At 71.5% G+C, this 24,881-nt stretch carries 25 protein-coding genes and 1 pseudogene; 21 read left to right on the forward strand and 5 right to left on the reverse strand.

Features of this window, described 5'->3' with window-relative positions; genetic code table 11:
* The first annotated feature begins 153 nt into the window (after positions 1-153).
* The 15 genes from C2L58_RS09400 to hypB are packed head-to-tail and all read left to right on the forward strand — an operon-like array spanning position 154 to position 11,496.
* Positions 154-774 (forward strand): D-sedoheptulose-7-phosphate isomerase, encoded by a 621-nt coding sequence (locus C2L58_RS09400; protein ID WP_103337166.1) that lies wholly within the window; start codon positions 154-156, stop codon positions 772-774.
* 47 nt (positions 775-821) lie between these two features.
* On the forward strand, positions 822-1,007 hold the full coding sequence (locus tag C2L58_RS09405) for a HypC/HybG/HupF family hydrogenase formation chaperone (protein WP_103337167.1): 186 nt from the start codon (positions 822-824) through the stop codon (positions 1,005-1,007).
* 19 nt (positions 1,008-1,026) lie between these two features.
* Positions 1,027-1,719 carry a D-sedoheptulose-7-phosphate isomerase gene (locus C2L58_RS09410; RefSeq protein WP_103337168.1) on the forward strand — a complete coding sequence of 231 codons (693 nt, stop codon included), beginning with the start codon at positions 1,027-1,029 and terminating at the stop codon, positions 1,717-1,719.
* The gene (locus C2L58_RS09415) at positions 1,716-2,771 is read left to right on the forward strand and encodes a hydrogenase expression protein HypE (RefSeq protein WP_103337169.1); all 1,056 of its coding nucleotides are present in this window, start codon (positions 1,716-1,718) and stop codon (positions 2,769-2,771) included. The genes C2L58_RS09410 and C2L58_RS09415 overlap by 4 nt, the downstream gene beginning before the upstream one ends.
* Positions 2,772-2,784: 13 nt before the next feature.
* Entirely contained in the window at positions 2,785-4,581 is a 1,797-nt protein-coding gene (locus tag C2L58_RS09420) for a nickel-dependent hydrogenase large subunit (RefSeq protein WP_103337170.1), read from the forward strand.
* The gene (locus C2L58_RS09425; protein ID WP_103337171.1) at positions 4,581-5,105 is read left to right on the forward strand and encodes a NifU family protein; all 525 of its coding nucleotides are present in this window, start codon (positions 4,581-4,583) and stop codon (positions 5,103-5,105) included. The genes C2L58_RS09420 and C2L58_RS09425 overlap by 1 nt, the downstream gene beginning before the upstream one ends.
* Positions 5,102-5,719, forward strand: coding sequence for a DUF5947 family protein (locus C2L58_RS09430; RefSeq protein ID WP_199191184.1), 618 nt, complete (start codon positions 5,102-5,104; stop codon positions 5,717-5,719). The genes C2L58_RS09425 and C2L58_RS09430 overlap by 4 nt, the downstream gene beginning before the upstream one ends.
* Positions 5,712-6,341: a DUF6084 family protein gene (locus C2L58_RS09435; RefSeq protein WP_103337172.1), complete on the forward strand. Its 630-nt coding sequence runs from the start codon at positions 5,712-5,714 to the stop codon at positions 6,339-6,341. The genes C2L58_RS09430 and C2L58_RS09435 overlap by 8 nt, the downstream gene beginning before the upstream one ends.
* On the forward strand, positions 6,338-7,492 hold the full coding sequence (locus C2L58_RS09440) for a hypothetical protein (protein WP_103337173.1): 1,155 nt from the start codon (positions 6,338-6,340) through the stop codon (positions 7,490-7,492). The genes C2L58_RS09435 and C2L58_RS09440 overlap by 4 nt, the downstream gene beginning before the upstream one ends.
* Positions 7,489-7,986, forward strand: coding sequence for a hydrogenase maturation protease (locus C2L58_RS09445; protein ID WP_103337174.1), 498 nt, complete (start codon positions 7,489-7,491; stop codon positions 7,984-7,986). The genes C2L58_RS09440 and C2L58_RS09445 overlap by 4 nt, the downstream gene beginning before the upstream one ends.
* Before the next feature lie 3 nt (positions 7,987-7,989).
* The gene (locus C2L58_RS09450) at positions 7,990-8,262 is read left to right on the forward strand and encodes a HypC/HybG/HupF family hydrogenase formation chaperone (RefSeq protein WP_103337175.1); all 273 of its coding nucleotides are present in this window, start codon (positions 7,990-7,992) and stop codon (positions 8,260-8,262) included.
* An 8-nt stretch (positions 8,263-8,270) separates the two neighbouring features.
* On the forward strand, positions 8,271-9,398 hold the full coding sequence (hypD, locus tag C2L58_RS09455) for a hydrogenase formation protein HypD (protein WP_103337176.1): 1,128 nt from the start codon (positions 8,271-8,273) through the stop codon (positions 9,396-9,398).
* Positions 9,395-10,471 (forward strand): hydrogenase expression/formation protein HypE, encoded by a 1,077-nt coding sequence (gene hypE, locus C2L58_RS09460; protein WP_103337177.1) that lies wholly within the window; start codon positions 9,395-9,397, stop codon positions 10,469-10,471. Before hypD ends, hypE begins: the two co-directional genes overlap by 4 nt.
* Position 10,472: 1 nt before the next feature.
* Positions 10,473-10,808: a hydrogenase maturation nickel metallochaperone HypA/HybF gene (locus C2L58_RS09465; protein WP_103337178.1), complete on the forward strand. Its 336-nt coding sequence runs from the start codon at positions 10,473-10,475 to the stop codon at positions 10,806-10,808.
* The gene (hypB, locus tag C2L58_RS09470; protein ID WP_103337179.1) at positions 10,801-11,496 is read left to right on the forward strand and encodes a hydrogenase nickel incorporation protein HypB; all 696 of its coding nucleotides are present in this window, start codon (positions 10,801-10,803) and stop codon (positions 11,494-11,496) included. The genes C2L58_RS09465 and hypB overlap by 8 nt, the downstream gene beginning before the upstream one ends.
* Here hypB and hypF read toward each other — a convergent pair.
* Positions 11,453-13,603 carry a carbamoyltransferase HypF gene (hypF, locus tag C2L58_RS09475; protein WP_103337217.1) on the reverse strand — a complete coding sequence of 717 codons (2,151 nt, stop codon included), beginning with the start codon at positions 13,601-13,603 and terminating at the stop codon, positions 11,453-11,455. The two genes, hypB and hypF, sit on opposite strands and share 44 nt — an antisense overlap.
* 255 nt (positions 13,604-13,858) lie before the next feature.
* Between hypF and C2L58_RS09480 the strand changes: the two genes are divergently transcribed.
* From C2L58_RS09480 to C2L58_RS09490, 3 genes are all read left to right on the forward strand, one after another.
* Complete coding sequence (locus C2L58_RS09480) at positions 13,859-14,899, forward strand: RICIN domain-containing protein (RefSeq protein WP_103337180.1); 1,041 nt, start codon at positions 13,859-13,861, stop codon at positions 14,897-14,899.
* A gap of 107 nt (positions 14,900-15,006) precedes the next feature.
* On the forward strand, positions 15,007-15,537 hold the full coding sequence (locus C2L58_RS09485) for a SigE family RNA polymerase sigma factor (protein ID WP_103337181.1): 531 nt from the start codon (positions 15,007-15,009) through the stop codon (positions 15,535-15,537).
* Complete coding sequence (locus C2L58_RS09490) at positions 15,534-16,334, forward strand: hypothetical protein (RefSeq protein ID WP_103337182.1); 801 nt, start codon at positions 15,534-15,536, stop codon at positions 16,332-16,334. The genes C2L58_RS09485 and C2L58_RS09490 overlap by 4 nt, the downstream gene beginning before the upstream one ends.
* 308 nt (positions 16,335-16,642) lie before the next feature.
* Here C2L58_RS09490 and C2L58_RS09495 read toward each other — a convergent pair whose 3' ends face one another.
* On the reverse strand, positions 16,643-19,315 hold the full coding sequence (locus tag C2L58_RS09495; protein WP_233225639.1) for an ATP-binding protein: 2,673 nt from the start codon (positions 19,313-19,315) through the stop codon (positions 16,643-16,645).
* An 89-nt stretch (positions 19,316-19,404) separates the two neighbouring features.
* Between C2L58_RS09495 and C2L58_RS09500 the strand changes: the two genes are divergently transcribed.
* Both C2L58_RS09500 and C2L58_RS50320 read left to right on the forward strand, forming a co-directional pair.
* Entirely contained in the window at positions 19,405-20,163 is a 759-nt protein-coding gene (locus tag C2L58_RS09500; protein ID WP_103337219.1) for a PIG-L deacetylase family protein, read from the forward strand.
* A gap of 243 nt (positions 20,164-20,406) precedes the next feature.
* A pseudogene (locus C2L58_RS50320) lies at positions 20,407-20,796 on the forward strand (carbon-nitrogen hydrolase family protein); the annotation flags it as partial.
* Positions 20,797-21,031: 235 nt separating this feature from the next.
* Here C2L58_RS50320 and C2L58_RS50325 read toward each other — a convergent pair.
* Positions 21,032-22,246 (reverse strand): MFS transporter, encoded by a 1,215-nt coding sequence (locus C2L58_RS50325; protein ID WP_146073559.1) that lies wholly within the window; start codon positions 22,244-22,246, stop codon positions 21,032-21,034.
* A 78-nt stretch (positions 22,247-22,324) separates the two neighbouring features.
* Here C2L58_RS50325 and C2L58_RS09515 point away from each other — a divergent pair, with 78 nt between their 5' ends.
* The gene (locus C2L58_RS09515; RefSeq protein ID WP_199191185.1) at positions 22,325-23,317 is read left to right on the forward strand and encodes an ArsR/SmtB family transcription factor; all 993 of its coding nucleotides are present in this window, start codon (positions 22,325-22,327) and stop codon (positions 23,315-23,317) included.
* A gap of 257 nt (positions 23,318-23,574) precedes the next feature.
* On the opposite strand, the gene C2L58_RS09520 is transcribed toward C2L58_RS09515, so the two are convergent.
* Positions 23,575-24,468: a hypothetical protein gene (locus tag C2L58_RS09520; RefSeq protein ID WP_103337184.1), complete on the reverse strand. Its 894-nt coding sequence runs from the start codon at positions 24,466-24,468 to the stop codon at positions 23,575-23,577.
* Entirely contained in the window at positions 24,465-24,815 is a 351-nt protein-coding gene (locus C2L58_RS09525) for a hypothetical protein (protein ID WP_103337185.1), read from the reverse strand. The genes C2L58_RS09520 and C2L58_RS09525 overlap by 4 nt, the downstream gene beginning before the upstream one ends.
* Between the last annotated feature and the right edge of the window lie 66 nt (positions 24,816-24,881).

Raw genomic sequence — 24,881 nt, forward strand, 5'->3', positions numbered from 1 at the left:
CGAGGCGCAGCAGCGGCTCACCCGGGCGGAGCACGTCCCGGGCGACCGAGAGCACCAAATTCAGACCGCTTTACGCTATTGTGTGATCCAGCTCACAGCTCTAGCCTGAGATGTGCTCCCATCACCGAGCAGCAGCCCGGAGGAAGTACCGCGATGTCGTGGGCACCGAATCACCCGGACTCCGTCGACGCCCTCTTCGAGCGCCGGAAGGCACCCGTGCTCGCCCTGGCCGACGACGCCAGGACGGTGGCCGAGGCGTGCCACGACATGGCCCGCCGCTTCCACCGCGGCGGCAAGCTCGTGGTGTTCGGCAACGGCGGCCCCAGCACCGACGCCCAGCACGTGGCGGTGGAGTTCGTCCACCCGGTGATCGTCGGCAAGCGCGCCCTGCCGGCGCTGTCGCTGACCGCCGACGTCGCGACCGTCACCGGCGTCGCCAACCGCGTGGGCCTCGAAGACGTCTTCGCCCACCAGCTGCGGATCATCGGCGAACCGGCCGACATCGCCTTGGGCATCTCGGCCGACGGCGAGTGCGCCAACGTCCGCCGCGCTCTCGAAACCGCCCGCGACCTCGGGATGCTCACCGTCGCCCTGACCGGTGGCACCGGCGGCGCGATCGCCGCGACCACCGGGCTGGGCCACGTCTTCGTCGCCCGCTCGGCCGACCCGAGGATCGTCAAGGAAGTGCACGTGACCACCTACCACGTGCTGTGGGAGCTGGTCCACGTGTTCTTCGAACACCCCGGTGCGCTGACCCCGGAGGTGGCGTCGTGAGCGCCCGTGACGCCGACAGAGAAGCCGGCCCCGTCTGTCACGACGGGGTGTGCATCACCTGCTCCGACACCGCGGTCGAATTGACCGTGGTCGAGCTCCTCGAAGACGAGCTCGCCGTCGTGGATACCGGCTCGGGCCGGGAAGAGGTGAGCGTGGCGCTGGTCTCGGCCGGCGTCGGCGACCGAATCCTGGTGCACGCCGGGGAAGCCATCGCTCGTCTGGAGAATCCCTGACCTAGGGAGTTGACGCGCCATGACGCGGGAGCACACCCCCGTCGGCGCGGACGGTCTCGAAACGCTGTACCCGTTCCTCTACGCGGGCTCCAGCGACATCGACGCCGTCCTCCGCCAGGTGGAACAGTCCACGGTGGACAAGGTGCACGAGATCGTCGCCCTGCGCGGCGACGTGCTCGCGGCCGACCGCGACCGCCTGTTCGCGTGCGCCCAGGACGTCGCGCGCGCGTTCGCCGGCGGCGGCCGGCTGCTCGCGTTCGGCAACGGCGGCAGCTCGACCGACGCCCAAGACCTGGCCAGCCTGTTCCTGAGCCCGGCCGGCGACGCCCGGCCGTTGCCCGCTTTCGGGTTGACGAACGACATCGCCGTGGTGACCGCCCTCTCCAACGACATCGGGTTCGACGTCGTGTTCGCCCGGCAGATCGGCGCGTTCGGCCGAGCCGGCGACATCGCGGTGGGCCTGTCCACCAGCGGGAATTCCGCGAACCTGGTGCGTGCCTTCGACGAAGCCGCCCGGCGCGGCCTGGTGACCGTCGGCATCGCCGGCTACGACGGCGGGAAGATGGCCGAGCTGGACAGCATCGACCACCTCTTCGTCGTCCCGTCCCCTTCCGTGCACCGCATCCAGGAAGCCCAGACGACCCTTTACCACGCGCTGTGGGAGCTGACCCTCGGCGCGCTCGACGACCTCGCCAAGGGTGATCAGCCGTGACGCATGCCGCAGAACAAACCGAAGAACAGCCCATCCACATCCTCTGGATCAACGCCGGACTGTCGTGCGACGGCGACTCCGTCGCACTGACGGCCGCCACGCAACCGAGCATCGAGGAAATCGTCCTCGGCGCTTTGCCCGGCTTGCCCAAGATCGCGGTCCACTGGCCGCTGATCGACTTCGAATGCGGCCCCGACAAGGGGGCCGACACGTTCATCGAGTGGTTCTACAAAGCCGACCGCGGTGAGCTGGAACCGTTCGTGCTGGTCATCGAAGGCTCGATCCCGAACGAGGCGATCAAGGACGAAGGCTACTGGTGCGGGTTCGGCAACAACCCCGAGACCGGCCAGCCGATGACCACCAGCGAGTGGCTGGACCGCCTGACGCCCAAGGCGCTGGCCGTGATGGCCGTCGGCACCTGCGCCACCTACGGCGGCATCCACGCGATGGAGGGCAACCCGACCGGCGCCATGGGCGTGCCCGACTACCTGGGCTGGGACTGGAAGTCCGGGGCCGGCATCCCGATCGTCTGCGTGCCCGGCTGCCCGACCCACCCGGACAACCTGTCCGAGACCATCACCTACCTGCTCTACCAGGCCGCCGGCCAGGCACCGATGATCCCGCTCGACGACCACCTGCGGCCGCAGTGGCTCTTCGGTGCGACCGTGCACGAGGGCTGCGACCGCGGCGGCTACTACGAACAGGGCCAGTTCGCCGACAGCTACGACTCCCCCAAGTGCCTGGTGAAGCTGGGCTGCTGGGGTCCGGTCGTCAAGTGCAACGTGCCCAAGCGGGGCTGGATCAACGGCGTCGGCGGCTGCCCGAACGTCGGCGGTATCTGCATCGGCTGCACGATGCCGGGCTTCCCGGACAAGTTCATGCCGTTCATGGACGAGCCGCCGGGCGCGCAGGTGTCCTCGCTCGCGAGCGGCGCGTACGGGTCGGTGATCCGGCGGCTGCGGAAGATCACCGAGCGCAAGCTCGACAAGGAGCCCAAGTGGCGGCACACGGGCAAGAAGCTCAACACCGGCTACAAGTCCTCGTGGCGCTGAGGGAGATCGGGACATGACGGAAACGCAGACCGACAAGGGCATCAGCACCAAGGGCAAGACCGACCTCGTCGAAATGGCGTGGGACCCGATCACCCGGATCGTGGGCAGCCTCGGGATCTACACGAAGATCGACTGGGCCGCCAAGCGGGTCGTCGAGTGCCACAGCACGTCGTCGGTGTTCCGCGGCTACAGCATCTTCATGAAGGGCAAGGACCCGCGCGACGCGCACTTCATCACCAGCCGGATCTGCGGGATCTGCGGCGACAACCACGCGACCTGCTCGGTGTACGCGCAGAACATGGCCTACGGCGTCCGCCCGCCGCACCTCGGCGAGTGGATCCTCAACCTCGGCGAGGCCGCCGAGTACATGTTCGACCACAACATCTTCCAGGAGAACCTGGTCGGGGTCGACTACTGCGAGAAGATGGTCGCCGAGACCAACCCCGGCGTCCTGGAGCAGGCCAACCGCACCGAGGCACCGCACGCGCGTGACCACGGGTACCGGACCATCGGCGACATCATGCGCTCGCTGAACCCGCTGGAAGGCGAGTTCTACCGCGAGGCCCTGCAGGTTTCCCGCAGCACGCGCGAGATGTTCTGCCTGATGGAGGGCCGGCACGTCCATCCGTCCACTTTGTACCCGGGCGGGGTCGGCACGGTGGCCACCGTGCAGCTGTTCACCGACTACCTGACCCGGCTGATGCGCTACGTCGAGTTCATGAAGCGCTGCCTGCCGATGCACGACGACCTCTTCGACTTCTTCTACGAAGCCCTGCCCGGCTACGAAGAAGTCGGGCGGCGGCGCGTCCTGCTCGGCTGCTGGGGCAGCCTGAACGACCCCGAGTACTGCGACTTCAGCTACCGGAACATGGAGGCCTGGGGCCGCAAGATGTTCGTGACGCCGGGCGTGGTCGTCGACGGCAAGCTCGTCACCACCAGCCTGCTCGACATCAACCTCGGGATCCGGATCCTGCTCGGCAGCTCGTTCTACGAAGACTGGGCCGACCAGCCGATGTTCGTCACGCACGACCCGCTCGGCAACCCGGTCGACCAGCGCCACCCGTGGAACCAGCACACCATCCCGCGCCCGGCCAAGCGCGACTTCGACGGCAAGTACTCGTGGACGATGTCGCCGCGCTGGTTCGACGGCACCGACCACCTGGCCCTCGACACCGGCGGCGGCCCGATCGCACGCCTGTGGGTGACCGCGCTCGCCGGGCTCGTCGACACGCCGTACGTCAAGTCGACCGGGCACAGCGTCACGATCACCCTGCCGCGCACGGCGACCAAACCCGAGGCCAGCTTCGAGTGGAAGATCCCGCAGTGGAGCAACGCCCTCGAGCGCAACCGCGCCCGGACGTACTTCCAGGCGTATTCGGCGGCGCTGGCCCTGCACTTCGCCGAGCAGGCACTGGGTGAGGTCCGCCAGGGCCGCACCAAGACGTGGGAGCCGTTCAAGGTCCCCGACGAAGGCGTCAGCTGCGGGTTCACCGAGGCCGTCCGCGGGGTGCTGTCGCACCACATGGTGATCAAGGGCGGCAAGATCGCGAACTATCACCCGTACCCGCCGACGCCGTGGAACGGCAGCGTCCGCGACAGCTTCGGCACGCCGGGGCCGTACGAGGACGCCGTGCAGAACACGCCGATCTTCGAGGAGAACACGCAGGAGAACTTCAAGGGCATCGACATCATGCGCGCGGTCCGCAGCTTCGACCCGTGCCTGCCGTGCGGCGTCCACATGTACACCGGCAGCGGCAAGGTGATCGAGCGGCTGCACACCCCGCACGCGTTCGGCGGGGAGCTCGGCTGATGACCGACGTCGACCGGGTCGGCGAGCGCATCGAGCAGCTGCTGGGCGAGTTCTCCGGCGCGGACGCCGAACTCGCCGAGGACCTCGTCCACACGCTGCTCGAGTTCTACGGCGCCGGCCTGGCCCGGATCGTGGAGCTCGCCGGCGCGGATCCCGTGCTGCTCGAGCGCCTCGCCGAGGACGAGCACGTCCGCGGGCTGCTCGTGCTGCACGACCTGCACCCGCGGTCGACGCACGAGCGGGTCACCGAGGCGCTCGACAAGGTCCGGCCGTACCTGGGCTCGCACGCCGGTGACGTCGAGTTCGTCGGGATCGACGACGGTGTCCTGCGGCTGCGGCTGCAGGGCACCTGCGACGGCTGCCCGTCGTCGACGGTCACCGCGAAGTACGCCATCGAGCGCGTGGTCCGGGAAGCGGCGCCGGAAATCTCCGACGTCGTCGTCGAAGGGGTCGTGCCGGAGGAAACCGGCCCGGGTGGACGCACACTGCTGCCGCTGGTGCCGTGTCCCGTGGAGGTCCCGTGACGGGCGGCCTGCGCAGGTTCCGCACTCCCGTCCGGCGCGCCGCGCCGGGCGAGAAGTGCGAGATGTGCGCGGAACCGATCAGCGCGGAGCACGGGCACGTCATCGACCTCGAATCCCGCACGATCCTGTGCACCTGCCGGGGCTGCTACCTGCTCTTCACCCACCGCGGGGCGGGCGGGAAGCGGCACCGGGCGGTGCCGGACCGCTTCCGGCACGCGCCACGCTTCGGGCCGGGGACGGCGCTGTGGGAGACGGCCGGGATCCCGGTGAAGACGGCGTTCCTGTTCCGCAATTCGGTGCAGGACCGCCCGGTCGCGTTCTACCCGAGCCCGGCGGGGGCGACCGAGTCGCTGCTGCCGCTCGGCACGTGGGACGAGCTGCGAGCGGGCACGCCGGCGTTCGCCGACATCGCCGACGACGTCGAAGCCCTGCTGCTGAACCAGCTCGACCGGGGTTTCGAGGGCTTCCTGGTACCGATCGACGTCTGCTACGAGCTGGTCGGGATCGTGCGCTCGACGTGGCGGGGCTTCGACGGCGGCACCGAAGCGCACGAGGCCATCGACGGGTTCTTCGCCCGCCTGCGGGAACGCAGCGAGGTCGTGGCCGATGGCTGAGCTGACCTTCGACTGCATCGACGTCCGGCCGCTGAAGTACGCCGCGTCGCCGACGCTGGCGTTCAAGCTGCGGATCTCCGAGCTGACCGGGCAGCCCGTCCACGCGATGGTGCTGCGCGTCCAGATCCGCATCGAGCCGCAGCGCCGCCGGTACGCCGACGAGGAGTCGGAGCTGCTCACCCACCTCTTCGGCGAGCGGTCCCGGTGGGGCGAGACGCTGAAGCCGTTCCAGTTCACGACGGTTTCGGTGACCGTGCCGGGGTTCTCCGGCGCCACCGAGGTCGACGCCGAGGTGCCGTGCACCTACGACCTCGAAGTCGCGGCCGGCAAGTACTTCCACGCGCTGTCCGAGGGTGTCGTGCCGATGGTGCTGCTGTTCAGCGGGACGGTGTTCGGTAAGGGCGGGCCGGGGTTCTGGGTCGAGCAGGTGCCGTGGCACACCCAGGCCGAGTACCGGATGCCGGTGACCGTCTGGGACGAGCTGATGTCCCGCTACTTCCCGAACGTCGTGTGGATCAAGCTGCCGCGGGAGACGGTGGACGCGCTGCTCAAGTACAAGGCGGCCAACGCCATCCCGACCTGGGAAGCCGCCGTCGAGCAACTGCTGGCGGGTGGGCCGTGAACGCCGGAGAGCAGGCCCGCGCGGTCGGGGACGCCGTGCTCTACGAGGGCTACCTCCTCTACCCGTACCGGGCGTCGGCGCCGAAGAACCGGGTGCGCTGGCAGTGGGGCGTGCTGGTGCCGCCGTCGTACGCGTCGGCCGAGATCGGCGAGCACTCCTCCGCCCGCGTCGAATGCCTCGCCGAACCGGCGGACCACCCGATCCTGCACGTCAAGCTGCGGTTCCTCCAGGCGCGGACGCGGCTCGACACCGAATGGGACGAAGCCGTCGAGCACGAAGTCGACTTCGAGCTGCCCCTATCGCCACTCCCGGTCGAGACGCCCTTCCAGGTGCCGGGCGACGGGCAGCGGACGCAGGAGCTGTCCGGTGTCCTCACCGCCCGCGCCGACCCGCTCGACGGGCCGTTCGGCGGCGCCCGGCTGCGGCTGGACCTGCACAACACGACGTCGTGGCCCGCCGACGGCGTCCGCGAGCACGCCCTGCGGCACGCGCTGCTCGCCGCCCACCTCGTGCTCAGCGTCGACACCGGGCACTTCCTGTCGATGCTGGACCCGCCCGAGTGGGCGAAACCCGCGGTCGAGGCCTGCCGGCAGGAGCGGCTGTGGCCGGTGCTGATCGGCGACACCGCACGCAGCACGGTGGTGCTCGCGTCGCCGATCATCCTCTACGACGACCCGGCGATCGCGCCGGAAAGCCCGGGTGACCTGTTCGACGGCACCGAGATCGACGAGATCCTGACGCTGCGCACGATGACGCTGACCGAGGAGGAGAAGCGCGAGGCCCGGGCCACCGACCCGCGCGCCGCGGCCATCGTGGACCGCGTCGACGCGATGCCGCCCGAACTGCTCGAACGGCTGCACGGCGCGGTCCGGTCCCTGCGGCCGGTCCAGCCTTCCGTGACCGTCGCGGGCGTCCGCGTCGCCGAAGGGTCTCGCGTGCGGCTGCGGCCGAACCTGCGCGGCGCCGACGCCCAGGACATGTTCCTCGCCGGCCTGGTCGCCACGGTCCGGACCGTGCTGACCGATGTGGACGGTGTCACGTACGTCGCGGTCACCCTCGACGACGACCCGGGCGCCGACCTGCAGCACACGCACGGCCGGTACCGGTACTTCTCCCCCGACGAGATCGAGCCCCTGGAGGGTGCGGAATGAGACCCCGGGTCCTGGTCGCCGGCATCGGCAACATCTTCCTGAGCGACGACGGTTTCGGCGTGGAAGTCGTCAAGGAACTGGCGGGCACCGACCTGCCCGAATGGGTCCGGCTCGCCGACTACGGCATCGCCGGCATGCACCTCGCCTACGACCTGACGGCCGGCTACGAAACGACGATCCTGCTCGACGCGACGCCGCACGGACGCCCGCCCGGCACGCTCTCGCTCATCGAGGCGGACGTCGGCGACAACGCCGCTGTGACCCAGATCGACGCGCACGGCATGCAGCCCGAAGCCGTGTTCCGGCTGCTGCGGCTGCTCGGCGGGGACGCCGGCCGGGTGCTGATCGTCGGCTGCGAACCCGGGTGCGTCGACGAAGGGATCGGCCTGTCCCCGGCGGTCGCGGCCGCGGTGCCGGCCGCGGTCCGCGCCGTCACCGAACTCGCCTGGGGCACCCGCCCCGAGCTGCCGGTCAAGGAAAAGACGGAGGTCTGAGCCATGTGCCTCGGCATACCGGGCGAGATCATCGAGATCAGCGAGGAGCGCCCGGACCTCGCGAAGGTGTCGGTCAGCGGTGTCAAGCGCACCATCAACATCGGCCTGCTCGAAGACGACCCGCCGAAGCCCGGCGAGTGGATCCTCATCCACGTCGGCTTCGCACTGTCCAAAATAGACGAGCAGGAGGCCGCGGCCGCGCTGGAGTTCCTCGAGAGCATCGGCAAGGCGTACGAGGACGAGATGGCCGCCCTGCTCGAATCCCGGATCGAATAGGAGGCGTCATGCGCTTCGTCGACGAGTTCCGCGACGCGGAGAAGGCGCGGGCGCTGTCCGCGAAGATCACGTCGCTGTGCGAGCCGGGCCGCCACTACAAGTTCATGGAGGTCTGCGGCGGGCACACGCACACCATCTACAAGCACGGCCTCGAGGACTACCTGCCCGAGAGCATCACGCTGGTGCACGGGCCGGGCTGCCCGGTGTGCGTGATCCCGATGGGCCGCATCGACGACGCCATCCACATCGCCCGGCAGCCCGGCGTGCTCATGACGTCGTTCGGCGACATGATGCGCGTGCCCGGCTCCGGCGGGAACTTCTTCGACTCCAACGCCGAGGGCACCAACATCCGGATGGTGTATTCGCCGCTGGACTCGCTGAAGATCGCGCGGCAGAACCCGGACCTGCGCGTGGTGTTCATGGCCATCGGGTTCGAGACGACGACGCCGTCCACCGCGATGACGCTGCTGCGCGCGGCCGCCGAGGGCATCGAGAACTTCTCGGTGTTCGGCAACCACGTCACGATCATCCCGGCGATCAAGGCCATCCTCGACTCCCCCGACCTGCGGCTCGACGGCTTCATCGGGCCGGGGCACGTGTCGACGGTGATCGGCTGCCGTCCCTACGAGTTCATCGCCCGCGACTACGGCAAGCCCGTCGTGGTCGCCGGGTTCGAGCCCTTGGACATCCTGCAGTCGATCTACCTGCTGATGCTGCAGCTGTCCTCGGGACGCTCCGAAGTGGAGAACCAGTACTCGCGCGTGGTGCCCTGGAACGGCAACATCGTGGCGCTGAAGGCCATCAACGAGGTGATGGAGCTGCGGCCGTACTTCGAGTGGCGCGGCCTCGGGTTCATCACGCACTCGGCGATGGCGATCCGCGGGAAGTACGCGAAGTTCGACGCCGAACGGATCTTCGAGATCCCCGGCCTGCGCGTCGCCGACCCGAAGGCGTGCCAGTGCGGCGAGGTGCTCAAGGGCGTGCTGAAACCGTGGGAGTGCAAGGTGTTCGGCACCGCGTGCACCCCGGAGACGCCGATCGGGACGTGCATGGTCTCGCCCGAAGGCGCCTGCGCGGCGTACTACAACTTCGGCCGGTTCAGCCGCCAGCGCGTCCGGGAGGCGAGCCGCGCATGACCACCACCGAGCGCGAGCAGCAGGTCCTCGAGCGCATCGAGCGGGCGCGGCGCCGGCGCGCGAAGGTGCGGGAAGAACGCATCACGTTGTCCCACGGCGCCGGCGGCAAGTCGACGCACACGCTCATCGAAGCCGTGTTCCTCGACGCGTTCCGCAACCCGCTGCTCGAGCCCCTCGAAGACGCCGCATCGCTGACCATCGGCGACGCCCGCCTGGCCCTGACGACGGACTCGTACGTCGTCTCGCCGCTGTTCTTCCCCGGCGGGAACATCGGCGACCTGGCGGTCAACGGCACGGTGAACGACCTCGCCGTCTCCGGCGCGCGGCCGCTGTACCTCACCGCGGGATTCATCCTCGAAGAAGGTTTCCCCGTCGAGGACCTGCTGAAGATCGTCGATTCGATGAAGGCGGCGGCTCTTGCGGCGGACGTCCAGATCGTCACCGGCGACACGAAGGTCGTGCAGCGCGGCAAGGCCGACGGCGTCTACATCAACACCGCCGGGGTCGGAGTGCTCACCCGCACCGGGCTCGGCGTCGCCACCGCGAAGCCCGGAGACGCCGTCCTCGTCTCCGGGCCGATCGGCGACCACGGCGTCACGATCATGCTGGCCCGCGGCGAGCTGGACATCGACGCCGACCTCGAATCCGACACCGCACCGGTGCACGACCTGGTGGCCGGGCTGCTGGCCGCGGTGCCCGGCGTGCGCGCGATGCGCGACGCGACCCGCGGCGGCGTCGCGACCATCCTCAACGAGATCGCGAAGGCCGCGGAGGTCGCCGTGGTCGTCGACGAGAAGGCCGTCCCGGTGCGGGACGAGGTCCGCGGCGCGTCGGAGCTGCTCGGCATCGACCCGCTGTACGTCGCCTGCGAAGGCCGGATCGTGGTCGTCGTCGACGGCACCCGGGCCGCGGACGCGCTGGCCGCGTTGCGCGCGCACCCGCTCGGCGCGGACGCCGCCGTGATCGGGCGGATCGCCGACGACCCACCCGGGATCGTGCTGCTGAACACCGCGTTCGGCGGCACCCGGATCGTGGACCTGCTGGTCGGGGATCCGCTGCCGAGGATCTGCTGAAATGCACGAAATGGCGATCACGCAGTCGGTCGTCGACGCGATCGTCGCCAAGCTGGGCGACGCGGCGGTGACCAGCGTGCGGCTGGAGATCGGGCGGCTGTCCGGCGTGGTGCCGGACAGCGTCCGGTTCTGCTTCGACGTCCTCTGCACGGGGACGTCGCTCGAAGGCGCCCGGCTGGACATCGCCGAGCCGTCCGGGCGGGCGCGCTGCCGGGCCTGCGGCGACGAGTTCTCCCTCGACGATTTCATCCTGCTGTGTCCCTGCGGCAGCGCCGACGTCGCGGTGCTCGCCGGGCGCGAACTGCGCATCACCTCGGTGGAGGTCGGTCATGTGTGACACCTGCGGTTGCTCGGACGCGGACGTCCGGATCACCGACCACGACCGGACGGTGGTCATGGAGCAGGACATCCTGGCGAAGAACGACGAACTCGCGTCGCACAACCGCACGCACCTGCGTGAGGGAGGTGTCTTCGCGATCAACCTGATGAGCTCGCCCGGCGCCGGCAAGACGACGCTGCTGGAGCGGACCATCCGCGACCTCGACAGGCCCTGCGCGGTGATCGAAGGCGACCAGGAGACGCTGCTGGACGCCGAGCGGATCAAGGCCACCGGCGCGCCGGTGGTGCAGATCAACACCGGCGCGGGCTGTCACCTGGATGCGGCCATGCTGCACCGGGCGCTGCATTCGCTGTCGCCCGCACCCGGCTCGACGCTGTTCATCGAGAACGTCGGCAACCTGGTCTGCCCGGCGTTGTTCGACCTCGGCGAGGCGGCGCGGGTCGTGGTCCTGTCGGTGACCGAGGGGCCCGGGAAGCCGCTGAAGTACCCGCACATGTTCGCCGCGACGGACCTGGTGCTGCTGAACAAGGTCGACCTGCTGCCCTACGTCGACTTCGACGTCGCCGAGTTCGAGCGGGACGTCCGCCGGGTGAACCCGTCGGCCGCGCTGCTCCAGGTCAGCGCGACCCGCGGCAACGGCCTCACCGGGTGGTACGACTGGCTACGGCGACCTGACCGAAGCTGATCCCGCCGTCGTTGGCGGGCACGTTCCGGTGGGTCAGGACGCGGAAGCCGTGCTGTTCCAGGCCTGCCACGGTCCGGTCGAGCAGCAGGACGTTCTGGAACACCCCGCCGGAGAGCGCGACCGTCGTGCTGTGGTCCCTCAGCCGGTGGCAGGTCTCCACGATCGCCGCGGCGACCCCGTTGTGGAACCGGGCGGCTCGCTTCGCCTTCGGGGCGGTGTCGTCCAGGAGAGCGGCGATGAGATCCTCACCGTGGACGACGACGTCGATGCGGGCCCGGTAGGCGGACCGTTCGGTGGGATCGGCGAGCTGTTCCAGCTCGATGGCGGCCTGGCCTTCGTAAGTGATGGTCTCGCGGACACCGAGCAGCGCGGCCGCGGCGTCGAAGAGCCGGCCGGCACTGGACGTCAGGGGTGAGTTGAGGCCGCTGCGTTTCAGTTTCACGATGGGTTCGCCGGCGGGCCGCCCGAGTTCGTCCACATAGGACGCCGCCATCCGCCAGGGCTGCCGGATGGCCATGGCGCCGCCGGGCATGGCGACCGGCCGCAGGTGGGTGAGTCGTTCGTAGCCGCTCAGATCGGCCAGGAGGAACTCGCCGCCCCAGATGGTGCCGTCGGGCCCGAAACCGGTGCCGTCGAAGGCGACACCGAGCACCGGGTCCTGGTGGTCGTTGTCGGCCAGGCAAGCGGCGATGTGCGCGTGGTGGTGCTGCACGCCCAGCAGTTCGACGTCCTGTTCGAGCGCGTACTTCGTGGACAGGTACTCGGGGTGCAGGTCGTGCGCGACGAGCACCGGGTCGACGTCGAAGAGGTGCTTGAAGTGCGCGATCCCCTCGGTGAACGCTTTGAGCGTCTCGTAGTTCTCGAGGTCGCCGATGTGGTGCGAGACGAAGGCGTGGCGGCCCTTGGCGAGGCAGAACGTGTTCTTGAGCTCGGCGCCGCAGCCGAGGAGGTGCTTCTTCGTTTCGAGCCGGACCGGCTCGGGCGCGTAGCCGCGTGACCGCCGCTGGAGCTGCGTTCGCCCTCGGACGATGCGCACCACGGAGTCGTCGGTGCGGATGTGGATGGGCCGGTCGTGGGTGAGGAAGGCGTCGGCGATGTCCTTCAGGCGGCCGAGGTCTTCATCGCGGTAGACGATGGGCTCGTCGGAGACGTTGGCGCTGGTCAGCACGATCGGCCCGGTCTGCGCCAGCAGCAGGTGGTGCAGCGGGGTGTAGGGCAGCATGAGCCCGATCCGCCGGTTCCCGGGCGCGACGGCGGCCGCGAGGTCCGCCTTCTTCGGCAGCAGCACGATGGGCCGCCGCCGGCTGCCGAGTGCTTCTTCGGCCGCCGTGTCGACGTCGGCCAGCTCCCGGGCCTGCGCCAGGCCGGCGACCATGACGGCGAACGGCTTGTCCTCGCGGTGCTTGCGCTGCCGGAGCCGTCGCGCGGCTTCCTCGTGCCGGGCGCCGACGGCGAGGTGGTAGCCGCCGAGCCCTTTGATCGCGACCACTTTCCCGGCCCGCAGGGCGTCGACGGTCGCCTGGAGCGGATCCCCGCCCCCGGGCTCGAACCGCAGCGTGGGCCCGCAGGCCGGGCAGCAGACGGGCTGGGCGTGGAACCGCCGGTCGGCCGGGTCCTCGTACTCCTGCTTGCACTCGGCGCACATCGCGAAGGCGGCCATGGTGGTGAGCGGCCGGTCGTAGGGCACGCCCCGGACGATGGTGAACCGCGGGCCGCAGTTCGTGCAGTTCACGAACGGGTACCGGAACCGCCGGTCCGCGGGATCGGAGAGTTCGCGGAGGCAGTCGTCACAGGTGGCGGAATCGGCGGAGATCAACGTATCGGCACCGCCGCCGCGCGGGCTCCCGACTATCTTGAACCCGGCCCCGCCCACGGCGGGAATTTCCCGCACCCGCACGTCATCGACCAGGGCCAGGGGCGGCGCTTCGGCCGTGAGCGCGCCGACGAAGCGGTCGACCCCCGACCGCGCCCCTTCGACCTCGGCGAAGACACCGTGCACGTCGTTGCCGACGAACCCGCTGAGCCCGAGCCGCACCGCCAGCTGGTGGACGAAGGGCCGGAACCCCACGCCCTGAACCACCCCGACGACCCGGACCGCGACCCGCACCCGCTCAGTCTGCGCCCGAGCCGCCGGGGTCGCTACCGCATGGGCCGGGCCGCTGCTCGATCTCCGCGAACCGCGGAACACGATCGCCTCGACGAGCTCCTTCGTGCCGATCACGTCCGCGTCGTCGCGCCGGGCCGAAGTAATTCCGGAGCGGGCGGCAACCTTTTCGGGCCCGGCGGCAACTGAGCGGCAGAGCTGCGGACGACCCACCGCCAAGCCGCCTGCTCCGGCCCGGCAGACCCGAGGAGTGCTGCTTTGAGGAAGACCAGGTCCACCGGTGCCCGGCACGCCGCCGCCGGGCCACGGGGACGCACCGGCCACCGTGGCCGCCGGGTGGCGATCGCCCTGGCGGTGGGCGTCTCCGCACTCGTCGTTCGCTCCCTGGTGCGCACGCCGGACGAGCCCGTGCGAGTCGACTCGGCCGCCTACTACCAGTTCGTCTCGGTGCGTGACGGCAGCGCGCTGGACGTGGCCGGTGCCGACGGGTTCCGGATCCGGCAGGAGAAACGCGCCGACGCCGCAACTCAGCAGTGGCAGCTCAAGGGCCTGGCCGGCGGCTACTGCCGGCTGGTCAACCGCAGCAGCGGGAAGGTGCTGGGCCGGTCCGCCACGTCGGTGGCCGACGTCGAACAGCAGTCGGACACCGGCGCCACCGCCCAGCAGTGGCAGCTCACCGACGTCGGCGGCGGCGCGGTGAAGATCGTCTCGCGCGACGGCGGGATGGTCCTGAGCGTGACCGGCGGCACCGACCGCCACGTGGTCGTCCAGTCCGCCGACCGGGGCACCGCCGACCAGCGGTGGAACCTGGCCAAAGCCGAAACCGCCGCGACGCGGGCGGCGCCCCCCGCGGTGGCCGCGGCCCCGATCGCCGGTGGCGGCTTCGTCACCGGGGCCGTGGTGGCCGACCGCGCCGGCGGGCTCCCCGGAGGGCGCCTCGAGGCCGCTCCGGGCCTCGCCGGGGACCGGGGGATCGCGGACCGCGGCGGGCTGCTGCACGCCACCGACGGCGGAGCGAGCTTCAGCAAGCTCGGCGAGGTGGGCGGGGCCGACGCCGTCGGCTTCGGCAAGGCCGCCCCGGGCGCGCGCCACCCCGCCCTCCACCTCGCCGGCACCGTCAACAGCGTCACCGGGCTCGTCCGCTCCACCGACGGCGCCGCCGCCCGGAAGCGGATCAACGACGACCGGCACCGGCACGGCGGGGGCGCCGGTGCCATCACCGGCGACCCCGACGTGTTCGGCCGGGTCTGTCCGGGGTCCGCCGCGGCCCGTGGTGTGCTGTACGGCGACCCGTCCTGAACACAGGCCGCACCGGCCGGGTCGCGCGAGCGCCGGCCCGGCCGGTGGCCACCGGTACGTTGCCGCCCCGGAGCGGCGCATGGGCAGGAAGAGGGCAGACGGGACACATGCTCCTCGATGACACGTCGGCGGAGTTCCACGACTTCTTCGAACGGCACTACGCCGGGCTGGCCCGTTTTTCCTACCTGCTGACCGGCGAGCCGGACGCCGCCGACGACCTCGCCGCCGACGCCCTGATCGCCCTGTGGCAGCGCTGGGACCGGCTGCGCGCGGCCGAGCACCCGCTGGCGTACGCCCGCGGGGTGGTCGCGAACCTGGCGCGGGAACGGGTCCGCAGCGCGACGCGCGAGCGCCGCCGGATCGCCCTGTTCTGGTCGCCGGGTTCGCAGCAGGAGCGGAGTCCCGACGTGGCCGCCGTGGTGGACGTGCGGGCGGCCCTGGGCCGGTTGTCCTTCGGGAAGCGGGCCTGCGTCATCCTGAGGCACGCCTTCGACCTGTCGGAGAAGGACACCGCGCAGGCGCTGGGCATCTCGGTCGGCGCGGTGAAGAGCCAGACCTCGAAGGCGCTGGCCGAGCTGGAACGCCTGCTCGGCGCGCGAGCGGCGGGCGACCTGGCGGCGGAGAGGGGCGACCGGTGAACGACGAGATCGGCAGGCGGCTGCGCGAGGCCGCCGAGGCGCACCAGCCCGACCGCGACCGGATGCTGGCCCGCGTGCACCGCGGCATGGCGGGCACCGCCGTCCCGCGGCGAAGCTCGGGCATCGCGAGGTCGTGGCCGAAAGTGGTGCTCGCCGGCTCCGCCGCGGCCGGCATCCTGGCCGTCGCCGGCCTCGCCGTCGCCGGAAGCGTCCAGACGACGCCGGCGCACCCGGACAGCGAAACCACGCTCACCGTCCCGAGCCCGAGCGAAACGCCCGCCACGCACTCCCCCGGCACAACCGGCGGGACGCCGCCGCCCGCACCCGGCCATCCGAACCGGACGACCACCGCACGGCCGCCGGCCGGCACCCCGACCCCGGCCGCACCGGCCGGCCGCCGGGTCTCGGAGGGGCCGCTGTCGGCGCAGGGCGCCATCGATCCGCACAGCACGGTCTACTGGGCTCAGGCCACCCTCACCCTCGACGTCGCCGAGCCGCTGACCGCGTTCACCGTGGAAGTGCGCGTCACGCAGAACGGCGGCGTGCAGAGCACCGGCCAGTGGCAGACCGGGCCCGCCGGCGACTTCACCGTCACCGCGCAGGAAAGCGACGGCGCCGTGGTCTACCGCTGGGAGCTCAAGCCGGGCCGGACCGTCCCGGCCGCACGGCACACCTTCGCCGTCCAGTACAACCACACGGCGGGCGCGCGCAACGCCGACGCCGACGGCTACCGCGTGCAAGCCACGGCGTCCGACGGCATCCACACAGTGCAGGGCGGCTTCACCCCGGCGGGCTGAGGTCTCTTCCTTTCCGACCCGGCACGAGCGGCCTTCCAGACCGAAGTGGACGGTCGCCGGCACCGCCGGGCCACCGGGATCGGAGGATCGGGCGGTGCACGGTGGGCCGGTACGGCCATCGGGGAAGCCGGCCACGGCGGTTCGGCGTCGCCACCTCCCCTGGGCTGCGAACCGCCGAACCGCCGGCCAGTGCCCCGAACACCGGCACGTCGTCGCCGGCTCGGCGACGACCGCCACGACTTCACCACGGCGAGGGCCGGGAAAAGCCGGATCCTGGACATACCTGGACGCTCGCGGACACCGGCCCCTCAGCGGCGTGCGGGCGGCAACGACGTCAGGACCGCGTCGGCGCGCTCGGCACCCAGCCGGCAGCCCGCCTGTCCGTGCAGGGCTCGGGCCCGCTCGGCGTGGGCCCGCGCCGCCCCGGATTCGCCGCGTTCGAGCTCGACGGCGGCCATCGCGAGCAGGCTGTCGGCCCGGATCAGGCCGTGGCCGGTCTCCTCGCTGAGCACCAGGGCCTGAGAGGCCCGGTCGTAGGCCTCGTCGAGCCTCCCTCGGCGCAGGTGCACGGCGGACAAGGCGACCAGCGCGTCCCCGCGGCCGCGGGGGTGGCCCGCCTCGCGGGAAAGGTCCAGCGCCGACTCGAGCGCCGTCCGGGCCTCGTCGATCCGGCCGAGCTCCAGCATGACCGTGCCGAGGACGTGGTGCGCGCCCGCCTGCGTCCGTCGCATGCCGAGCCGGGTCGCTTTGGCCAGGGCGTCGCGGGCGGTCGCCAGCGCCTCCTCGTACTCGCCGAGGTCGCGCAAGGCACCCGCGAGGTTGGCGAGCACGCTGGCCTCGTCCGCGTGCTCCCCGGCCGACCGGCACAGCCCGAGACCGGTCCGGTAGTGCTCGACGGCGCGCTCCAGGTCGCCGAGCGCCTGGCTCGGCCGGCCCGCGTGGCTTTCGGCGAGCTGCAGCCCGGCGGCGTACCCCTGCCGAGCCGCCGTCTCGATCGCCTGGGTCTGGAGGGCGTAGGCACCGGCCAGCTCCCCCAGTTCCCAGAGGACGTCGCCGAGCACGACGAGGCTCGGGATGGACGTTGCCCCGTCTTGACCCGGCTCCAGGTCCAGGGCCCGCCGGTAGTGCCCGGCGGCGTCGTGGAGCCGGCCGACGGAGATCGACATGCGGCCCAGATCGCTCAGGACGATCCTCCGGAGGTCCGGCGCGTCGAGCTCGTCGGCGAGTTTGACGGCTTCGTCGAGGTGGCGGAGCGCTTCGGCGTGGTCCGACCTGCTCCAGTGCGCGCTGCTGAGCACCCGCAGGCACAGCACCTGCCCGGCCGCGTCCCCGGCGGCGCGGGCCGCGGCGAGCGCGGCTTCGCTGACCGGGAGCCACTCCGCGGACCGGTGCCGTTCGAATTCGAAGTGCAGGGCGACGCACAGCTGGGTCGCCAGCGCGGGGAGGCCCGCCGCGGCGGCCTGCCGGGTCAGCGTGGAGAGCGTGGCGAATTCGACGTCGAACCAGGTCAGCGCCTCGTCGGCGGTCGCGGACGACGCGCCGCCGGAGCGGGCACTCGCGTACTTCTCCCGGTACGGACGGGGGTGCCTCAGCTGCGCCGCCTCGGTCGCGAGCCCCGCGTAGTGGGAAATCAGCCGCTGCAGCGCCGAGTCACGCACGTCGCCGGCGTCTTCCGCCAGGCAACGGCGCTTGGCCCACGAATGCAGCAAGGCGTGCTGGCTGTACCGCGCCGGCGTCCGCTCGAAGAGGAGGTGCATGTCCAGCAGGGTGCCGACGACGGGAGCCAGCGACTCCGGCGCCAGCTCGGTCGCGGCCGCCAGCGCCGGCAGGGCGATCCCGTCGACCGGGAACAGCCCGAGGAGCCTGAACACCCGTTGCGCCCGGGCGTTCAGCGCCCGGTAGGACAGCGCGACCGCGTTCTGCACCGCCGTCTCCCGGTCGACCGCCGCATCGAGCACCGCGAACGGGTCGGCCGAACGAAGCTCCTCGACCATCGCCGAGAGGAGCAGGCCCGGCCGGACGCGGGCGTTCGCCGCGGCGATCCGCAGCGCGAGCGGGAGACGTCCGCAGGCTTCGGCCAGCTCCGCGGTCGCCGCCGGGTCCGCGTCGACCCGATCCGGACCGGCGGCGTGCCGGACCAGGGCGACGGCGTCGTCCGTCCCGAGCGGCCCCAGCTCGCAGGGCACCGCCCCCTCCCTGGCGACCAGGCCGACCAGTTTCGTGCGGCTGGTGATCAGGACGGCGCAGCCCGGCGAGCCGGGCAACAACGGGCGCACCTGCCCGGCACTGCTCGCGTCGTCGAGCACGATCAGCAGGCGACGGCCGGCGACCGCGGACCGGAAGCTCGCGGCGAGCCGGTCGACTTCCCGCGGTGTTTCCCGCTCGGCCGTCCCCAAGGCGCGCAAGAACCCGGACAGCACGTCGACCGGATCGGCCGGCGGAGCTTCGGCGAACCCCCGCAGGTTCACGAACAGCTGGCCGTCGGGAAAGCGGCCGGCGGCCCGGTGCGCCCACCGGATCGCCAGAGCCGACTTGCCGACCCCGGGCATCCCGGTGACGAGCGCGATCCCCGTGCCCGGCGAACCGCTCACCAGCTCGTCGAGCGCGGCAAGATCCCGCTCGCGGCCCACGAACCCGGCGACGTCGAGGGGCAGCTGCCGCGGAGGTGCTGCTTGCTTCTCCGTGTGGAGGTGAGCGGCCACCCGGAACCAGGCTTCGTTCCAGCTCGCCCACGCCGTGCGCGGCACACCCAAGGCGATGACGATCCGGTCGAACACGTCGGACGGTGGGTGGATCTTGCCGGACACGTAGGCGTGCACGGTCGAGCGCGGCACGTCCACCAAGCCGGCGAGCTCGGTCAGGCTGACGCGCGCCTTGCCGGTGCCGCGGGCCGCCTGCCGGCGCAGCAGATCGACCTCGCGGACGAACCCCGCGACGTCGGTGATCCGGGCCGGGTCCGGCCCTCCGGCATCGCTACCCACCAGCGTCCCACCTCCCGGACATCGTCCACTCGATCCAACCGCACCGGCCGCCCGCGGGCATCGGCGGCGCCGGCCCGGAATGCGGCAGGATGTCCGGCATGACGTTGCCGGCTCTGCCCGAGGAATCGTTCCAGCGCGTGCTCTGCGTCGTCGCGCACCCCGACGACATGGAGTACGGCACGTCCGCGGCGGTCGCCCGCTGGACCGCACGCGGCATCGAGGTCGGCTACCTCCTGCTCACCCGCGGCGAGGCCGGCATGCCGAACCCGCCCGAAGAGACCGCCCGCCTGCGCACCGCCGAACAGCGGGCGGCGTGCGACACGGTCGGCGTCGACCACCTGACCATCCTCGAACACCCCGACGGCGTGCTCGTCTACGGCCTCGACCTGCGCCGCGACATCTGCCGGGAGATCCGCCGCTTCAAGCCGGACGCCGTCTACGGAACCGGCTTCGAGGTCGAGACCCCGTACGGCTTCGACCAGGCCGACCACCGCGCGGCCGGCCTGGCGACGCTCGACGCCATCCGCGACGCGGGCAACCGGTGGGTGTTCCCGGAACAGATCGACGACGAGGGCCTCGAACCGCACTCCGCCCGCTGGTACCTCACCCCGGGCATGACGGACGCAACCCACGGCGTCGACGTCACGGGCGAGCCACTACGCCGCGGCGTCGCTTCGCTCGAGGCACACGCCGCGTACCTGGCGGCCCTCCCCGACCACCCGGTGCCGGCGAAGTTCATTCCGCAGTTCGCCGCGATGGGCGGTAAGGCGATGGGCGTCGAGCACGCCGTCCTGTTCCGCGCCCACGATCTGCAGGCACCCTTGGAGCTCCCGACCGAATCCACCTGACCGTGCTGGGTGCCGTGCTACGGTGATCTCCGGCGTGGCTCACGCCGGACCTCCGTCGACTGCCCCAGCGCAGTCCCGCAGGGAGGCAAAGGGACTTCTCGTCGGCACTTCCGGCAAGCTCCGGCAGGAGACGTCCCGGCGGAGACGAAACGGCTGCGGCTGGCCGTGGCGCAGGCTGTTCTCCGCGAAGATCCCCGCGACAGCACGGGGCTGCGGGACAGTGGCAGCGACATCCGCCGGCTGATGCGCGAGGCGCACGAGGCGGGTGCGGCACTCGTGCACTTCCCCGAGGGCGCGACCTGTTCCCCGCACAAGCGGATCATGTCCGTCGACGGCCCGGACAAGGTCGGGCCGGCGGACTGGACCCGGTTCGAGTGGGGTGTGCTGCGTGAGGAACTGGCCGCCATCGCGGAACTCGCCCGGAAACTCGGGCTGTGGACCGTGGTGGGCTCGGTGCACGGCTTGACCCCGCCACACCGCCCGCACAACAGCCTGTACGTCATCTCCGACCGAGGAGAAGTCGTCACCCGTTACGACGAGCGCATGCTGTCGAACACGAAGGTCACGCACATGTACACACCGGGATCGGCGCCGGTGACCTTCGACGTCGGCGGGCTGCGGTTCGGGCTCCTGCTCGGCATGGAGGTCCACTTCCCCGAGTTGTTCATCGAGTACGAACGACTCGACGTCGACTGCGTCCTCCCGCGGGCCGGTGGGTCGTGCGCTGCCCCGAGACCGGCAAGCCCACCATCGCGATCGCCGACCTCGACAACGGCCCGGAGAACTTCGCACGGCGGTGGCGCCGCACCGCACGCTCGGGCGTGTACGACCCGCACCTCGTCCAAGACGACCGCAGGAGCAACGACCGTCACGTGTTTTGGAGTTCCCGCCCCGACGCCGATCTCGCCACCAGGAGAAGCAGGACCAAGAACGTCCCGGTGCCGGCGAGCACGAAGGTGGCACGGGCACCGACCACACCGACGAGGAAACTGCCCAGCGCGTAAGCGAAAGCGGCTCCCAGCTGCGCGGCAGTGCCGATGGTGCCGAACACCCGGCCGAGGAACGGGCGGGGCACGAGGTCCTGCACGACCGTGTCGTACCCGATGTTCTCCACCGCATTGCCGCCGCCCGCCACCAGCTGTCCCGCGACGACCACCGCGAGCACCGGGGCCAGTCCGCTGACGACCGTGCCGGCGCCGGTGGCCACCACGGCGACCATGAGCAGGGCGATCGGCCTGCGCCCGCGGGCCAGCCGGGTACAGGCAAGCGAGGCCAGGACCATTCCGACGCCGAACGCGCCGGCCGCGACGCCGTACCCGGCCGGGCCGGCGTGCAGCACGTCGCCGGTGAGGAAGACCAGCGCCACGTTGTCCACCGCGGCGAACGCGACGAGCAGGAAGAGACTCAGGACCAGCACCGAGATCTGCCGATGCGCCACGACATACCGCAATCCCTCCCCCGCTTCGGCCCACACCCCCGTGCCCGCGCCAGGGTCCCGGGCCGGCGCGATGGCCGGAAGTCCCCTCAGCAGCAAGGCGGACGCGAGAAAGGTGACCGCGTCGACGGCCAGCGCGGTGTGGGCGCCGCCGGGAGCTGCTCCCAGCAGGCCTCCCAAGCCGGGGCCGACGGTGAGCGAGAGGGTTCGGCCCAGCCCGAAGAGGGCGTTGGCCGGCGCGCGGTCGGCCGCGTCGACCAGGACCGGGACCAGGCTGCGGCCGGCCGGGTTCCGGATGGTCGCCAGGATCCCGGCGACCGCCACGAGTGCGATCAGCACCGGCAAGGGCGGCAGCGTGCTCGCGGTCAGCCCGATCACCAGCGCCGAGGCCAGTTCGCACCGCATCATCAACCGGCGTGTCCGGACCCGGTCGGCGAGAACTCCGGCCAGCGGTCCGCCGAGCCGGGGCAGCGCGTTCGCCGCCAACAGCAAACCCACCCCCGTGGGGCCGTCTCGCGGGGCGACGAGCAGGACGAGCGCGGTCGTGGTGATCCCGTCACCGACGAACGACACCGCCCGCGACGCGCACAACGACCGGAACGCGGGGTTGCCGGAAAGGAGGCGAGTCTTCGGCGATGGTTCGGCCATGGCCACGAGGGTGCGGGCAACGGCCGGGGCGTCGCCGGGATTCGGTGTCGGCCGAATCCTCGGGTAGCGTTCTGCGCAATGACGCTTGTGCTGAGGTTCGGCCGCGGGGACGCCGCCCGCTGCCGGTTCGCGATCTCGCCGCTGCAGGAAACGATGTCGGCCCTTCTGGTGCTCAAGAAGCCGGGTCGCCACGGCTGGTACCTGCCGTGGCTGCGCGACGTCCGGCCCGTCATCGCCCGGCTCGACCTGGGACTGCTGGACGCCGCCGCCCCGAGCAACGGGTACGGGCCGGACTTCCTGTGGCCGAGCCCGACCGGCCCGCTCACCACCATCGAGGACGACCTCGCTCAGGTCCGGGCCACCGATCCCGCCGTCGTCGCCGCCGAACTCGCCGAGCACGTTCGTCGCCTCGATCGCCAAGCCCTGCGCGACGATCTCCGCCGGGTCCTCACCGGCGACCCCGTCACCGCCAGAAACGCCTTGGTCACCCAGCAGCGGCTGGCCTGGCAGGCACTGGCCGAGCCACTGTGGGACCGGATCCGCGGCCTCCTCGACGCCGACATCACCACCCGGGCACGGCAGCTGGCCGACGGCGGCCTGGCGGGACTGTTCGCCGACCTGCACCGGCGAGCGACCTGGAAGAACGAAGAGCTGCACCTCACGGGCTTCCGGCACGGCACGGTGGACCTGCGCGGCCGCGGCCTCGTTCTCGTGCCCACGGCCTTCGGGTGGCCGAACCTCGGCATCGGCCCCACCGACGACACTTCCGCCACACCACCCGCGCTGGTCTACCCGATGCTCGGCGCGGCACGCCTCTGGGAACCGGCCACGCGATCACCGGCCATCGCGCGGCTCCTCGGCTCCGGCCGCGCATCCGTGCTCGCCGAGACCCTCGTCCCGAGCACCACCGTCAGCCTGGCCCATCAAGTCGGCCTCGCGCCGGCAACGGTCTCCGAGCACCTCACGGTGCTTCGCGAGGCCGGCCTGGTCACCGCCACACGACGTGGTCGTGAAGTGCGCTACTGCCAGACACCGCTCGCCGCCGCACTCCTCCACGCCGATCCGTTGTGATCGACCGGCCCCGGAACGACAGCCGTACGACTGCGGCCCGCGCTCAAGCCGAGCATCCCACGCCCCGCGCGCGATTTCACCGAAGGTCGCCGACCCACCGACTGCCGGAAATTCGCGGCCGCCACGCCCACCGAGGGTTGCCGCCTGTTTCGTGAAGGTCGTCGAGGAGCTACGCACCGCCAGTGCATCGCCCCGCTCGTCGCTCGTGCCGCGGATCGCATGTTGTGCCGTCCCCACGGATCACCAAGTCCCGCCTTTCAGCGGCCCTTGCGCACGATCGCGGTCACCTGCTCGCCTTCGCCGACCTCCAACGGCCCGGTCGGTCGTTGCGTCTCGACGCCGACCGCGGCTGCCAGCGCGCAGCCGTACAGATCCAGCGCTGACTCCACCAGTGCGGTGAGGTCAGTGATCGCGGCCCGGCCGCGTACCCAGCCCGTGGTGCCGGCCACCACCGCCACCACGATGGCCGGCCACCACAGTGCGCCGAGCACGAGCGCCGGCCAGGCCCAGCTGGCGACGGTCACCGCCGCCGCGAACGCTCCGTTCGCGGCGGTGATCTCGGCCCGCGCGGTCTCCGGCATGGTGAGCCAGAAGCGGGGCCACGCGAACGGGAGATCCAGGCCGTACCGGTCGGTCGCGATCCTTTCCACGGCGTGGATTCGGTCGCCCATCCAGGTCGGCCGGCCCGGTCGCGCCAGTGCGACCGCGTTCATCCGCGCCGCGGCGAGATCGATCTCGCGCTGGGTGGAGGCACTTCGCGTGGCCGACGGCTGTGCGGCTTCCAGTTCGTGGCGGCGGCGCAGGTGCCGTTCCCACCGCCGGACCCGCCGGGCCGTCAAGATCGCTCCCGGCCACCGGCCCAGCCACAGAGCCCGGGTGACGCCGGTCATGGCCTGGACCACCAGACCGACGCCGGCCGACGCGAGCAGTGCCGCGACGAGCACCACCGCCTGCACGGTGCCCGGCCGGCCGGCAACCGACGTCGTCGCCGCGGTGAGCGCGTGCGTCGCCATCGAGAGGTCCAGCGCGTGCGTGTGCCCCGACTGGACACCGACAATCGCGCCGGCGGCGAACAGCGCGCCGGGTACGAGCAGCAGGCCGACCCACCGTTGCGCGAGTGTTTTCGCCAGTTCCTGGAAGAATCCGCTCATCGAATACGCTTCATCACCGAATCGGTCACCTGGCAACGCGGCACCGGCCCGGCGGGGACCGGCCGTTCCTCGCGCGCACAGTGGCCGTGCGGACAGCCGAAGAGTTCCTCGTGTGCCCGCCCGACGCCGGCGCCGGGCAGACCGCGGTGCAGCGAACGGTGCCCGGTGGCCGGGTCGATGTCGAAGTACCGCTTGAGCAGACCGGAAATCGGCCGGCCCTCGGCCGCCGCCCGCTCGATCCGGGCCAGCTGCCCGTGCTTCGTCTCGTCGAGCCGCGCGACCTCGGCACGCAGATCCGGCAGATCGAGGCAGAACTGCGCCAGCACCTGCCGTTCGGCGTCATCCATCCGGTTTCTCCCAGCTCGATTTCCGCTGCCTGGATCGTATGGCGGCCGACGACCCCGGTTGGGTAT

The organism is Amycolatopsis sp. CA-126428 (assembly GCF_002904335.1).
Lineage (GTDB): Bacteria > Actinomycetota > Actinomycetes > Mycobacteriales > Pseudonocardiaceae > Amycolatopsis.